The sequence below is a fragment of the Photobacterium minamisatsumaniensis genome, assembly GCF_050336695.1.
GTDB lineage: Bacteria > Pseudomonadota > Gammaproteobacteria > Enterobacterales > Vibrionaceae > Photobacterium > Photobacterium minamisatsumaniensis.
The window spans coordinates 161,901-175,212 of sequence record NZ_JAKJSI010000011.1; the positions used below are offsets into that span (position 1 = coordinate 161,901).

At 44.4% G+C, this 13,312-nt stretch carries 14 protein-coding genes; all 14 read left to right on the forward strand.

All coding sequences use genetic code 11. The features are described from left to right. Positions 1-23 precede the first annotated feature (23 nt). The 14 genes from L4D78_RS02920 to L4D78_RS02985 all read left to right on the forward strand — a co-directional run bounded on the left by L4D78_RS02920 (position 24) and on the right by L4D78_RS02985 (position 12,806). Positions 24-545, forward strand: coding sequence for a hypothetical protein (locus L4D78_RS02920; RefSeq protein ID WP_428465558.1), 522 nt, complete (start codon positions 24-26; stop codon positions 543-545). Further along, positions 542-784: a TraR/DksA C4-type zinc finger protein gene (locus L4D78_RS02925; RefSeq protein ID WP_428465559.1), complete on the forward strand. Its 243-nt coding sequence runs from the start codon at positions 542-544 to the stop codon at positions 782-784. Before L4D78_RS02920 ends, L4D78_RS02925 begins: the two co-directional genes overlap by 4 nt. Next, positions 774-1,082, forward strand: a complete 309-nt coding sequence (locus L4D78_RS02930) for a DUF2730 family protein (RefSeq protein ID WP_428465560.1) — start codon at positions 774-776, stop codon at positions 1,080-1,082. Before L4D78_RS02925 ends, L4D78_RS02930 begins: the two co-directional genes overlap by 11 nt. Then, positions 1,082-1,378 carry a VpaChn25_0724 family phage protein gene (locus tag L4D78_RS02935; protein ID WP_094958532.1) on the forward strand — a complete coding sequence of 99 codons (297 nt, stop codon included), beginning with the start codon at positions 1,082-1,084 and terminating at the stop codon, positions 1,376-1,378. Before L4D78_RS02930 ends, L4D78_RS02935 begins: the two co-directional genes overlap by 1 nt. After that, positions 1,378-1,962, forward strand: a complete 585-nt coding sequence (locus L4D78_RS02940) for a DUF3486 family protein (RefSeq protein WP_428465561.1) — start codon at positions 1,378-1,380, stop codon at positions 1,960-1,962. The genes L4D78_RS02935 and L4D78_RS02940 overlap by 1 nt, the downstream gene beginning before the upstream one ends. Continuing rightward, a complete protein-coding gene (locus L4D78_RS02945; protein WP_428465562.1) occupies positions 1,962-3,542 on the forward strand; it encodes a terminase large subunit domain-containing protein in 1,581 nt (526 codons plus the stop codon). Before L4D78_RS02940 ends, L4D78_RS02945 begins: the two co-directional genes overlap by 1 nt. Positions 3,543-3,568: 26 nt before the next feature. Then, entirely contained in the window at positions 3,569-5,140 is a 1,572-nt protein-coding gene (locus tag L4D78_RS02950; protein ID WP_428465563.1) for a DUF935 domain-containing protein, read from the forward strand. Beyond that, a complete protein-coding gene (locus L4D78_RS02955) occupies positions 5,140-6,561 on the forward strand; it encodes a phage minor head protein (protein ID WP_428465564.1) in 1,422 nt (473 codons plus the stop codon). The genes L4D78_RS02950 and L4D78_RS02955 overlap by 1 nt, the downstream gene beginning before the upstream one ends. Positions 6,562-6,581: 20 nt before the next feature. Then, positions 6,582-6,773, forward strand: a complete 192-nt coding sequence (locus tag L4D78_RS02960; protein ID WP_428465565.1) for a hypothetical protein — start codon at positions 6,582-6,584, stop codon at positions 6,771-6,773. Further along, complete coding sequence (locus L4D78_RS02965) at positions 6,773-7,231, forward strand: phage virion morphogenesis protein (RefSeq protein WP_428465566.1); 459 nt, start codon at positions 6,773-6,775, stop codon at positions 7,229-7,231. The genes L4D78_RS02960 and L4D78_RS02965 overlap by 1 nt, the downstream gene beginning before the upstream one ends. Before the next feature lie 441 nt (positions 7,232-7,672). Beyond that, a complete protein-coding gene (locus L4D78_RS02970; RefSeq protein WP_428465712.1) occupies positions 7,673-8,719 on the forward strand; it encodes a DNA cytosine methyltransferase in 1,047 nt (348 codons plus the stop codon). Between the two features lie 123 nt (positions 8,720-8,842). Next, complete coding sequence (locus L4D78_RS02975) at positions 8,843-10,759, forward strand: GmrSD restriction endonuclease domain-containing protein (RefSeq protein ID WP_428465567.1); 1,917 nt, start codon at positions 8,843-8,845, stop codon at positions 10,757-10,759. 2 nt (positions 10,760-10,761) lie between these two features. Continuing rightward, the gene (locus L4D78_RS02980; RefSeq protein WP_428465568.1) at positions 10,762-11,880 is read left to right on the forward strand and encodes an AAA family ATPase; all 1,119 of its coding nucleotides are present in this window, start codon (positions 10,762-10,764) and stop codon (positions 11,878-11,880) included. Further along, positions 11,880-12,806 carry a hypothetical protein gene (locus tag L4D78_RS02985; protein ID WP_428465569.1) on the forward strand — a complete coding sequence of 309 codons (927 nt, stop codon included), beginning with the start codon at positions 11,880-11,882 and terminating at the stop codon, positions 12,804-12,806. Before L4D78_RS02980 ends, L4D78_RS02985 begins: the two co-directional genes overlap by 1 nt. Positions 12,807-13,312: the final 506 nt, after the last annotated feature.

Below are 13,312 nucleotides of genomic sequence, written 5' to 3' on the forward strand. Positions count from 1 at the left end.
TCATTATTAGGAGTACCGCAGTAATGGACCCATTCACCATTTTCGGACTAGCGAAAACACTGCTCTCTGCCGGGCCGACATTGATCAAAACCGTCGGTGGAATGTTTGGCGACAGTGCCAGCGAAACTGCGGTGCGAATGGCCAACAAAATTGAGCAGATCGACAAATCCATCGCCCCGTTTGAAGTGAAGCAAAAGCACGTGGTCAACGAGCTGAATAAGCTATCGCCACAAGAGCTAGAACGCATGGGTAAGGTGCAGGTCGAACTGGCAAAAATTGAAGCCGAACGCCAGGCACGCCAGCTAGAGCATGAAGAAACCATTTTCGAATCCGGACAGCAGACGATCCGTGCTGGCGATAAATCCAGTCATTGGTTCGTCGCGTTAACACGGCCACTTTTGGCACTCATTAGTGCTTGTTCCGCAAGCTATTACGTTATCAGCAACCCCAAACCCGATATGGTCATTGCTGGTTTTCTGATTGGCTTAGCTGCGACTTACATGGGCTCGCGTTACAAAGAAAAAACAATGGGAATTGCGTCATGACCGATCTCATTGACTGCGCAGCTACTGAAACCGATGCCTATATTGCCGACTGCATTCATCGGCAGCGTAAGCCGGTGGAAATACCAGACGAAGATGAATCGGGGCGTTATTGTCTGGGCTGCGGGATCACTATTGACCCGCGTCGGATAGAAAAAGCCCCCGAGGCGGTGCGCTGTGTACCGTGCGAATCCATCATCGAGAAGATGGGCAATAAAGAGAAAGGTAAACATGGACGGTGAACTGATAAAAACATGGTGGCCGATTGTGGTAGTGGCGGGAGGTCTCGCGGGGGCTGGGGTATTTGCCTGGCTATCTAATCGCTTTGCCACCAAAGCCGATCACAGCAAGCTGGCAGAACGGATGACGGCGATAGAGAAAGTGCAGGCCAGCATGCCATCGAAAGACGATTGGCACGAAACCGACCGCCGATTAGTCAAGGTGAGCACCCAAAATGAAGCGATTTTAAACTCGATAAGCAATATCGAAAACCGTCTCGCCATGTTGTACGAAAACGAATTTAGAAAGGAGCAAAAATAATGGCGATCACGCAAATTCTCCGAGAGCACCAGCGGCTTGTCATCTTGCGTCTGCTGTCTGAGGTGCCTGGATATGATTTGAACGAGTCAATTATTCAAGATGGCCTAGATCGCTATGGCTTAGATATTAGCCGAGATGCACTGCGGGCAGAGCTGGAATGGTTGAGTGAACTGGGATTAATCACACTTGAAAAGCTCGGTTCCACTTACATCGCGACCTTAACGGGGCGAGGTGAAGATGTGGCAAGTGGTCGTGCAAAGGTGTCAGGAATTAAAAAGCCACGACCGGGGGAATAATGATGACGGATAAAACAGATAACCCCACCCGTGGCCGTCGCAGCAAAATCGACTTATTGCCTGATGACGTAAAACAACTGCTCGATAGTTTGCTGCGTGATGGAAAGAACAGCCAGCAAGAAGTGCTGCAGGCCGTGAATGAATACATTGAACAACAAGGCTTACCAGAAGATTTGAAACCGAGCCGTAGTGGTTTAAATCGTTATTCATCTCGAATGGAAGCCATAGGTAAAGACCTGCGTGATGTGCGTGAAGTCTCGCAAGCGCTGGTGGCCCAGCTTGGCGATAAGCCAACGGGCGAAGTATCCAAACTCATCCTTGAAATTGGTCGCACCCAACTGTTCAAAGCCATGATGAACGCCAATGAAAACGACGGTGAAGTCGATATCGGCATGATCAAAGATGCCATGCTCGCCGCCCAACGTCTTGAAAGTGCCGCAATGTCTAGCCACAAGCGCGAAAAAGAAATTCGCAAAGCCTTTGCAGATGAAGCAGCTAAGGTGGCGGAAACCGTTGCTAAAAAAGCAGGAATGACCGCCGAAACAGTATCCAGCATCAAAAAAGAAATACTAGGAATAGCCTAATGACTACCGCCTTTCGTCCAGAATTGAATCACATCACCGATGTCGTTATTCATGCGTTCGACCCTAATGAATTGCTGCTGGGTTACCAGAAACGTTGGATGGAAGATAAGTCGGTTCTAAAGATTGCCGAGAAATCCCGCCGTACTGGCTTAACCTTTGCCGAAGCCGCCGATTCATCACTAACCGCTGGCACCGCAAAAGGAGAAGGCGGTAGCAACGTGTTTTATGTTGGCTCCAATAAAGAAATGGCACGCGAATTCATCGATGCGGTGGCCATGTGGGCTAAGGCATTCAATAAAGTTGCCAGTGAAGTACAAGAAGAAGTGCTCACCAATGAAGACAAAGACATCTTAACCTTTGTCGTCTACTTCGATTCCGGCTTTAAAGTTCAGGCGCTCAGTTCCAATCCATCTAACCTACGGGGTATGCAAGGCACTGTTATTATAGATGAAGCCGCCTTTCATGAACGTCTGGCCGAAGTGCTTAAAGCCGCGCTCGCTCTTACTATGTGGGGCGCAAAGGTGCGTTTAATTAGTACCCACAATGGCGTGAGCAACCTGTTTAACTCACTGATTAATGACTCGCGAGCAGGCAAAAAGCGCTATAGCGTTCACACCATCACCTTGGATGATGCCTGTGCCGAAGGGCTTTATCAGCGTATCTGCCAGATCCAAAAAATCGAGTGGACGCAAGAAAAAGAAGACGAATGGAAAGCCAACCTGCTCAACGATACCGCCACCGAAGATGATGCCCTAGAAGAGTATTACTGCGTGCCAAAGGCATCCAGTGGTCAGTATATTCCCTCGGTACTGATTGATTCCGCAATGAAGCACGGCCCTAACATTTTGACCATCGAAGCCCCCAAGGGATTCATGGAATGGAGCGACGGTCAGCGTAAAGCGCATGTTGATGACTGGTGTAAACGCGTCTTAAAACCAGAGTTGGATAAACTCGATTTCAGTCACTCGCACTCGTTCGGAGAAGACTTCGCCCGCAAAGGGGATTTGTCCATCTTCGTCCCCTTGGGTATTCGACCCAACCTTAGCAAATACGTCCCGTTCGTGGTCGAGCTGCGCAACATGACCTATGAAGGTCAGCGACAAATCCTGCACTACCTGCTTGAAGGGTTACCACGAAAACGTGGCATGGCCTTCGATGCCACAGGTAACGGCGGCTATCTGGCTGAATCTGCCGCACTCAAATACGGCACTGAGATGGTCGATCAAGTTTCGCTCAACGATCCGTGGTATCGCGAATGGATGCCAAAACTTAAAGCAGAATTTGAAGATTTGAATCTCGACTTACCCCGTCATGAAGATATCAAAGACGATCTCAGCCATGTCCAAGTGATCAACGGCGTGCCCAAAATCGACAAAGGCAAAAGCAAAGGCCAAGACGGCAAACAACGTCACGGTGACTTTGCAGTGGGCTTGGCGATGGCCATTCGTGCCAGCTGGATGGACGGGGCCGCGATTGAATTCATACCACTACCCAGCAAGCAAGAATTGGCCGAAGACGATGATCTGTATGCAGATCTGTTTCATGAACAAGGGCACGCCTTTGACCAAGGCTGTTACTAAATAAGGCCGAACTTAAGGATAAGAACATGGCGATATCACCAATTGTAGATTTATGGGGCCGTCAAATAGAGACGGCCGATCTGGATGAGCAGCAAACCGACAGCGATGCCAAACTCAGCGATCTTAAACGCCACTTTGCAGGGCATCCGTCATCAGGACTTACCCCCGCGAAACTGGCAGGTATCATGAAACGTGCCGAAGACGGCGACTTAATCGCCCAGTGCGAGCTGGCCGAAGACATGGAAGAGAAAGACGCCCATATTCAGTCAGAGCTGGCAAAGCGCAAAATGGCCCTGCTCAATATCGATTGGAACATCCGCCCGCCACGCAATGCCACAGCAGAAGAGCAGCGCGATGCCGACATGCTGCAAGAACAACTCGAAGATGCAACTTGGTTAGAAGATGCCTTGTTTGATATGGCCGATGCCACCCTCAAAACCTTCTCAAATCTCGAACTGAAATGGGAAATAATAGAGGGTGTGCATAGCGTCATCGGCTACGACCACCGCGATCCATCGTGGTTTCAGACTCATCCCGATAACCGCAACCAGCTGCGCCTGCGTGATGGCAGTTATGAAGGGGCCGAGCTGAACCCATTCGGCTGGATATCTCACACAGCCAAAGCCAAGTCAGGTTATCTAAGCCGCCGTGGTCTGGTGCGTGTCTTGGCGTGGCCGTTCTTATTCAAAAACTACAGTATTCGTGATTTAGCCGAATTCTTAGAAATTTACGGTTTACCCATTCGGTTAGGAAAATACCCAGAAGGGGCGACCGAACGCGAGAAATCCACCTTGCTGCGGGCTGTCATGTCGATTGGTCATAATGCGGGTGGCATTATCCCCAAAGGCATGGATATCGACTTTCAGAATGCCGCAGAAGGAGCCAGTGATCCCTTCATGGCCATGGTCAATTGGTGTGAAAAATCCCAGTCGAAAGCCATTCTGGGTGGCACCCTTACCAGCCAAGCAGACGGCAAAACCAGCACCAATGCATTAGGTAACGTACATAACGAAGTGCGAGAAGAAATCCGCGACTTCGACCTTAAACGTATCGCCGCCACCTTAACCCGTGATTTAGTGTTCCCGCTGTATGCCTTAAATGGCAAAAGCTATCGAACCCGTCACCGTATTGCTCGTTTTGAATTTGATCTCACCGAAGCAGAAGATATCCAAATGTTATCGACCGCTTTGCCTGGTCTGGTCAATATGGGGATGCGAATACCGCTGGAATGGGCGCACGATAAAACCCAAATACCACAAGCGAAAGACGGCGAAGCGATTCTAGGTTCGGTTCAGCCACCTGATCCACAATCACAAGCCGAACTAAAGGGGTTGGCTGTGCTGAAGGCATTGGCCAATCAACCTGATACTGCAGACCTACAAACAAAGAAGCTGCAGCAAGAAGCTGGTGGGTTAATGGCCAACATGCTCGCGCCAGTGCGTGAACTGGTGGAGAGTGTAACCAGCCTGCCCGAACTGCGCGATAGCATCTTGCAACTGCAAGGAGTGATCAGCACCGAAGAGTTGGGCGAGGTGATGGCACAAGCTATGGCCGCTGCCGAACTGGCTGGTATCAGTGATGTCGCGGATGGCAAATAATGCCAGTTCAATACGGTAGCCTGCCGTTCAAACAGCAGATCGCCTATTTTCGTAATAAAGCCAATGTACCTTCTGAGCGTTGGGCCGATGTGTGGAAAAACGCCCACGACCGAGGCTTTATGGTTGCCGGAGCCATGAAAACTGATCTATTGGGTGATTTTCGTCAGGCGGTTGATACGGCCATTGCGGATGGTAAGTCGTTAGGCTGGTTTAAAAACCAGTTTAACGACATTGTTCAAAAGCATGGCTGGGAACATACAGGCAGCCCGGGCTGGCGCGCTCAAGTCATTTATGAAACCAATATTCGCCAGTCATACACCGCAGGGCGTGATCAGCAAATTGAACAAGTCAAAAGCCGTCGCCCTTACGGTATTTACAAACACTCAGGGGCAGAGCATCCCCGTCATGAGCATCTTTCGTGGAATAACCTAGTATTGCCACTCGATGATCCGTGGTGGGACAGCCACACCCCGATTAACGGTTACGGCTGTAAGTGTAAGAAGTTTACTGCCAGTGAACGCGACTTAAAGCGCTTAGGGTTAGAGGTGGCTAACCAAGCACCGAAAGTCGAGACCTATGAATGGGTCGATAAAGTGACAGGGGAGGTACACAACGTACCCAAAGGGATTGATCCCGGCTTTGATTACACCCCGAAGAGCAGCGCCCAGTTAACCGAGAAGACCAAGCAGATAGTGGATAACAAGCCGCCACTGGAAGAACGGTTAACCCCTCGGATTGTTGATCATGCATTCTCGACCATCAAAGGTGTCGATGCCAAAGGGATAAGTGCATTGCTAGCCGAGCTGGATACACCGCAGGTAGCTGCTTTTGAACAGGTACTCAAACAGCATGACATAAAAACTCTGGTACTAAAGACCGGTGAAATCAACGACAGTCGCAAAGGGCGTGCGCTGGGGAGTGAGATAGAAGAGTACCTGCAAAGTGGGGCGGAGCTTTCTCACTGGAACTATACCAATCGACGGCCCAGCCGCACTAACGGTTTTACCTCCCGCAGCTGGAACCATGTGGTGGTCAAAGCCAAAGCCGCCGATAACCTGAACAAACTTGATATTGCCGCGCTGACAGAATCACTTGCCGAAGCGGTGCGGCTAGGCAAAACCGCAGATCGTCCGTGGTCGTTTTCAGCTGCCGCGAACCAAGCCCAAGGCAACCCCGCGCGGGTGTTTTCCACATGGGCACACGAGATGGGCCATCAGGTCTATTTTAAAGCCGGACGCCCGTCACTACCATCAGAAGTCAAAGGCCGTGTTTCACTGACTCGTTATGGTGGCCGGAATGATGATGAATGGTTTGCCGAGCACTTTGCGGCCTGGTTGTTATCACCCCAGACATTGGATCAGGCGTTGCCAGAGGCTCACCGGTTCATTAGTGAGGTGGTTGAAAAGGCTGGTACACTGTAATCAGAGAGGGAGAAAGCCAGATGGACAAACTGGAACAAGCGGAAGTACTGTTTAAACAGCCTTTAACCATTGAATCGCTGCGGAAGCTAGACACGTTAGAGCGTCAGGCGAGAGGTCAGGAAGCTGACTATATCGGTGAATTATGGGAAGCCGTATTTGCTGCCGCTGACGAAAACGTGCTAACACAGGCCCGCAAAGAAGGGCTGATTTAATGGCGGGGGCTAACTATTCAATTCGGTTAGATGGCATTGAGTATATCCGTGAACGCATTAATGAGCTGTTAACGCGAGGGCAAAACCTCGAACCCGCCTTTCAGGATATCGGAGAGATGCTGCTCCTTAGCCATAATGAACGGTGGGCTAAGCAGGAATCACCAAATGGTCAGCCATGGCAATCACTAAATGAAGACTACAAGAAGCGGAAGAAAAAGAATCAAAGCTTAATTCTCGTATTAAATCAGCACCTCGGCCGAGAGCTGAATTACAGTGCTTGGCGAATCGGCATGACGTTTGGTACTCCTTATGAATATGGTGCTATCCATCACTTCGGTGGTTCCCCAGAGATGCGGCCACAAAACGCCGCCATTCCCACCCGCCCCTGGTTGGGAGTTTCAGATGTGGACACCGAGCAAATTTATCAGATCCTGAGCGATTTCCTGACAGTAGACTAAAGCCCCTGTATTTCAAGCTAAGCGATTGAATGAGCTTCTGGTACAACGGTGGGGATGAGAATGAGTTAAATGCATCTAAATGGATTTAAACGGGGTGTATACAGATGTGTGGGATATGGAGATGCAAGCTGGCAAGCTTTTGTCCAAAGGCTTGCTGACTCGAGGGGTAACACGGAAATGCCCCATTCCTTCTCAGTGTTACTGTTTGAGATTATGAAATATTCCTCGATGTTCAATATCGCAACTTTGAAACACTGATGAAACCCACTGTATAGCGTAGAATCCTATGTTAGCTAACATGATGATCATGTATTATGGCTGACTTGGTATTTACTACCGATAGAATTTACAATTAATAAAGGCTCCAATTTGTCAGCTCAAAAACAACCAATCATCTTTTCATTCTTCTCTGGTAGTGGGTTTTTAGACTTAGGCTTTGAAATGTCTGGGTTTGATGTTCGTTTCATTAACGAATTCCACAAACCATTTTTAGAAGCATATCAGTACTCAAGAAAGGTGATGAAACTACCAGAGCCAAAATATGGCCATTTCTTAGGTAGTATTGAAGATTTCGTAGCAGGTGATCGTGCACAAGAGCTAGCCGATCATGTAGAAGATGCCAAGGCTGATTCACTTGTTGGCTTTATTGGCGGCCCACCGTGCCCTGATTTCTCTGTAGCTGGGAAAAACAAGGGTTCAGAAGGTGAGAACGGCAAGTTAAGCCGCGTTTATATCGATGCAATTATTAAAAACAAACCAGATTTTTTCTTATTTGAAAATGTAAAAGGGCTTTGGCGAACGGCCAAGCACAGAGCTTTTTATGATGAGATGAAACAGCGTTTGGAGAACGAAGGCTACATCCTTACAGATCGTTTAACAAACTGTATTGAATATGGGGTTCCTCAAGATAGAGACCGTATTCTGCTTTTTGGTATCCATAAATCACGTGCCGGTGAAATCAACTCAACAGAGTTAGAGGCGCAATTTAATTGGGAAGCAGAAATTAAGTTTGATAAAGAAATCGTATTAGACAAGTCTATGTGGCCTGAGCAATCAAGCTATAAAGAGAACTCAAAGCGTAAATTGCCCAAAGAGTTGGAAAGCTACAGCGAACTGACGGTAGAGCACTGGTTTAAGGCTAATGATGTCAGCAAGCATCCAAACGGGAAACATCATTTCAAGCCATATTCTGAAAGGTTTAAAACTGTACTAGAAGGTGATGACAGTAAAAAGTCATTTAAGCGATTGCATCGTTATCGCTACTCCCCAACAGCAGCCTATGGAAACAATGAGGTACATTTGCACCCATACAAATCACGTAGGCTAAGTGCAGCTGAAGCTCTTGCAGTTCAATCATTACCAAAAGAGTTTTGTTTCCCGCCTACAATGACACTTTCAGACATGTTCAAGACTATTGGTAACGGTGTCCCTTATCTAGCTTCCAAAGGTTTAGCTGAAACCATTCAAATTTATCTTGAATCGCTGTAACAAAGAGGAGCAACTTGCTCCTTTTTTATGCGCTAAATAACGTTATAGTTCGTTTGAATACAAATCTAGAATGCTCGTGTTAGAATGGTAGGTAACATAACACATTGTTAGCTGGTAGATTTTATGCAATTCCAAGAAGTTCTGAGATACTTAGAACAAATGATAGGTTTAAGTCTTCAACCTATTAATGATTCAAACGAACCACTAGTAATCCTTTCTATTGATTTCGAGAAGAGTAATTACGTTGTTGATAAAACGTCTACAACAAAAAGACGTACTCGCTCATTTATAGAATTGCAAAAAATCTTAGTAGAATTAAATCAAAAAGGTTATACGAACGTTGACCAAGCTTTGAGTGGAGCTGGTACTAGTCGTCACCAACCAGAAACTATTTTTGCGAATCTCCCTTGTGTTGAACACTTTAAGTACGACAAAAAGAAGCACCTTCACCTCAAAGACTCAGAGACGCACTCTGTCGGTACAATAAAAGAACTTAGTGCTTCTGAAACTCGTGATATGAAGAAGAGAATAGATCGTTATCGTGACTTTGATATTTCTCAATTCTATCACCTACATAGAGAGCAAACCCTAGAATTAAAAAAATCACTCACCAATATATTTACCAAATACCCAGGGGAAGCTGACGTAGAAACCGCATCAGAAACCCTTTCTAAAATTGAAGATCTTGAGGTCAAACTTTCTGAAGCAATAGTGAACCTTGAACAAAGTCAGCATGCTTGGTCTTCAGCTGATGATGATTCAGCTGATGATGATTCAGCTTCAACATCTACAAATGATGACGATGAGGGTAATGATGATCAGGGTCAGGTTGACATGGACTCAAGTCAGAATGTTAAAGGAATAGTGCCAACTCGTATTACTCAAGTTAGCCCTACGGTCTCACTACTGTATGATCGTGTGCAGCATGATGAAATTGATTTAAAGCCAGAGTATCAAAGAAAGGAAAAGATTTGGCCGATCAAAGATCAAGCTAGACTAATAGAATCTATTCTACTTGGGTTACCTTTACCTGCGTTCTATTTTGCAGAACGTCGAAATACAGACCCACAGATAGATGCAGATTTTATTTGGGTTGTTATCGATGGTTTACAAAGAACAACGACTTTGGTGGAGTTCATGAAAGGTGAGTTCGAGTTAAAAGACTTAGCTCAGCTTCCTCAGTATAATTTATATAAATTTAAAGATTTACCTCGTAAAGAACAGAGAAAGATTAGAGAGTACCAAATTCACGGACATTTGATTCAAGTATCAAATGATAGTGAAGAGATGATACGAGAACTATTCCACCGCATTAATACGTATGGAAAGAATCTAACTTATCAAGAAATTCGCTCAGCATTATACCCAGGTTCTGCGAATCGATTCCTGAAGTATTTTGCCTCTGAACCAGCATTTATTGATGGTGTCCCCGCTAAAATAAATTCTGATCGAATGCTTGATGTAGAGTACGTATTGCGAGCTGTTTCATATTTGGTTCTGGGTTTTGAAACGTATGACTATAAAACTAATGATGAATTCTTATGTCAGACATTAAAAGCGTTAAATGAATTTGAATATGATATAGATAAGCCATTATCTGATGCCGATGAAATATTTCAGGATATAGATTACCGACTAAGGGAATCGATGAAAGTTATAACAAGTATTTTTGGTGTAGATGCTTATAAAAAAGAGCCAAGTGGAAAACTCAATAAAATTTTATTTGAGTTGTTAGTTTCTGTATTTGCAATGATGTCAGACAAGCAGAGAGACTTAACTTGTACACCACAAAATTCAAGTTTCATTCGTAGTAGTTTATGGAAAATGATAGAAGATGATGAAAGTCCAAAGATGTGGGAGTCTGAAATATATGAAGAGCAAAACAGAGGATTCAATTATGCAATCTCCAATTCGACAGGCAAGAGAGTCACGGTGTTATATCGTTTTAGATGTTTTATAGACATGTTGAATACTATCGAAGGCATTAACTTAAGCTCTATTGGCTTGTTAGAAAATATAAATTTAGAATTGGAACTTTAAAAATGATTGATGAAATTGTCTTGAAAAACTTTAAGTGTTATGAAGATCAACCATTTTTATTTAAGAATTTGACAGTGTTTTGTGGTAATAATTCTGTTGGGAAAAGTACAGCGATACAGTCTTTATTGTTAGCGCTACAAAATAATTTCTCATCTACGCTCGAGTTAACAGGGGATTATATCTCTCCTGGAACTTATGATGATATTCACAATAGAGATGCCAATGAAGATGGTCTCTCTATTCATCTAGATACTTCAGTAGGAGCTATCAGTTGGGGTTATAGTGACGCAGAGTTCTCTGATGCGAAGAGCAGAGAAGTAGAGGAAGCACCTCTTCCACTCTTGGATCATTCTAGCACGACTGTTCGGTATGCATTGAGGGAGCTATACCAAAATGATTTCAATTACTTATCAGCAGAGCGATTAGGGCCGAGAGATTACTCTCCATACTCAACAAAAAGGCGTTCTCAAAACTGGCTAGGTACAAGTGGGGAGTTTACTTCACAAGTATTGGAGATGTTCACGAAAAACACACAAGGGATTTCGAAAAGCGATCCTAGAACTCATGTGAATTTGGAATCCAAGCCCGTGAATTCAAGGGCGGAAAATCTATTCGAATGGATGAATGAGATATCCCCAGGGGTATTTATAAAAGCAAAATCAGAAAAAAAAATGAATATCGCAAACACTGAATTCCAGGTTAGTGGTCATTCTTATAGAGCAGTTAATGTTGGCTTTGGTTTGAGCTATTCACTTCCAGTAGTTCTTTCTTTACTTATGGCAGAAAAGGGAGGCTTGGTTATTATTGAAAACCCTGAAGCTCACCTCCATCCTCGCGGTCAAAGTTATTTAGGTCGTTTAATTGCTTTAGCGGCTGAAGCTGGAGTTCAAGTAATAGTTGAAACACATAGTGATCACGTTATGAACGGTATTCGTTTAATGCCTAGGTTAGGAAAGGTAGAACCTACGAATATTATCTATTACCAAATTACAGATAAAGTAGGTGAAGAAAAAGTTAAACGTATTACCGTTAATAGACAAGGGCAGTTTTCAGAATGGCCGGAAGGCTTTTTTGACCAGCAGGTAATTGATATGCAAATCTTATTGTCAGGTAAGGAATAATGAAAACTAGAGTAGCAGTTTCAAATTTTAGTTTGGATCTATCTCATTTTAAGTCTTTTGAAGATTTGAACAATTCTTTGTCTAAATTGAAAGATGTGCAAAGTTTGTTACCTCAGAAAAAGGTAGAATTTTATGCAGGGAATGACATTATTGAACACAGTGGGTTTGGTCTATCTTTGATTCAGCAATTAGATAACTTTCAATTTATGGGAGATCTCGGATTGAAGGGAATGTTGCTTAACACACTTTATCAATCCCACCTTTCAGGATTTAATTTATCACTTTCAACAAATGAATTAATGGTTAAATCAGGAGTGATGCCTAAAGTTGGAGATGACGCCGGTTATATTATGTATGTCCCTCATCTGAATATTGCTCGAAACTACAAATTTAAGGGAAAGATTGAGTTTGCTGCCTACTATGAAGAGCTTCTTTCTACACACCCTGTGAGTAATGAAAGTTATTTTGAAAGAGCTTCTAGTCATTTCAGCAATCTTCTTTATCAAAGTGAATGTGGTGAGACATTGGATAGAGTTACGGATGGTTTTTGTAATTATTCTGTTGCCTTCACTCGCTGTCTAAAAGCTTTAAATGATTTGAGCCCAATAGCAGAAAGGTCGACGCTTGATAAGATTCGAACGATTGGAGCAAAGGCAGGGTATGAGTGTACTGAAGAGGGAGAATCTCATCAGAATTTCAAATATCCATTCGATTACAATAATGTTTCTTATCCATCTTTAGGATGCCAATATCATTTAAAGCCATCAGGAAACAATTATGACGGTGACTCTAGCTTTCACCACAAAAGGCTGTACTTTGGGTTTATACCTTTAAATGCCGAAGAGTGGAAAATTGCAGTAGCTGCCATAGGGCCCCATATCAGTACGCATGACCTAACTGACAGATATGCTAAACAAAGAAGGTAATGTTGTTACAAGGAGCTATGTTTTTAATAATCTTCTCTCTAAGCTCTTCAATTAAGGTATTGTGATACGAGCGATAGTGTAGTTTTCTATGACAGCTAGGACATAGTGCTGCGCAGTTCTATACAGTATCTAGGCCGTTATCTTTTAAGCGAGTTAAGTGGTGTACCTCTAAAAATGGAGTACCATCTTATTTTTCGAAAGGTACACCATCTCCACATAGTTCACATTGACCTTCTTCTCTACGAATAATTCAGCCTTTAACATTTTTTGACCGTTTATATGATTTTGTCGTTGTTTCAACAAACTTAAGAGCACATCTCTTTCAGGACTCTTGGGTTCAGTTATTGCTTTCACTAGAGATTGCGTTACAGCATCGAGAAGACCGACACCGATATATGGCAGGTTGTATTGGATGAGTGAATTTGGCCAATTGGTTAGAGGCGATTGCAATGCTTTTGATAATCAGTGAGGTGCTAGTTTAGTAATTCATCTAAAACGGAATTGTC

What these genes read in the sequence shown, in the direction of transcription:
- L4D78_RS02935 (WP_094958532.1), top strand. Translation starts at nt 1,082, where the DNA reads ATGGCGATCACGCAAATTCTCCGAGAGCACCAGCGGCTTGTCATCTTG.
- L4D78_RS02965 (WP_428465566.1), top strand. Translation starts at nt 6,773, where the DNA reads ATGGCGGGGGCTAACTATTCAATTCGGTTAGATGGCATTGAGTATATC.
- L4D78_RS02955 (WP_428465564.1), top strand. Translation starts at nt 5,140, where the DNA reads ATGCCAGTTCAATACGGTAGCCTGCCGTTCAAACAGCAGATCGCCTAT.
- L4D78_RS02945 (WP_428465562.1), top strand. Translation starts at nt 1,962, where the DNA reads ATGACTACCGCCTTTCGTCCAGAATTGAATCACATCACCGATGTCGTT.
- L4D78_RS02975 (WP_428465567.1), top strand. Translation starts at nt 8,843, where the DNA reads ATGCAATTCCAAGAAGTTCTGAGATACTTAGAACAAATGATAGGTTTA.
- L4D78_RS02930 (WP_428465560.1), top strand. Translation starts at nt 774, where the DNA reads ATGGACGGTGAACTGATAAAAACATGGTGGCCGATTGTGGTAGTGGCG.
- L4D78_RS02925 (WP_428465559.1), top strand. Translation starts at nt 542, where the DNA reads ATGACCGATCTCATTGACTGCGCAGCTACTGAAACCGATGCCTATATT.
- L4D78_RS02940 (WP_428465561.1), top strand. Translation starts at nt 1,378, where the DNA reads ATGATGACGGATAAAACAGATAACCCCACCCGTGGCCGTCGCAGCAAA.
- L4D78_RS02985 (WP_428465569.1), top strand. Translation starts at nt 11,880, where the DNA reads ATGAAAACTAGAGTAGCAGTTTCAAATTTTAGTTTGGATCTATCTCAT.
- L4D78_RS02980 (WP_428465568.1), top strand. Translation starts at nt 10,762, where the DNA reads ATGATTGATGAAATTGTCTTGAAAAACTTTAAGTGTTATGAAGATCAA.
- L4D78_RS02920 (WP_428465558.1), top strand. Translation starts at nt 24, where the DNA reads ATGGACCCATTCACCATTTTCGGACTAGCGAAAACACTGCTCTCTGCC.
- L4D78_RS02950 (WP_428465563.1), top strand. Translation starts at nt 3,569, where the DNA reads ATGGCGATATCACCAATTGTAGATTTATGGGGCCGTCAAATAGAGACG.
- L4D78_RS02960 (WP_428465565.1), top strand. Translation starts at nt 6,582, where the DNA reads ATGGACAAACTGGAACAAGCGGAAGTACTGTTTAAACAGCCTTTAACC.
- L4D78_RS02970 (WP_428465712.1), top strand. Translation starts at nt 7,673, where the DNA reads ATGTCTGGGTTTGATGTTCGTTTCATTAACGAATTCCACAAACCATTT.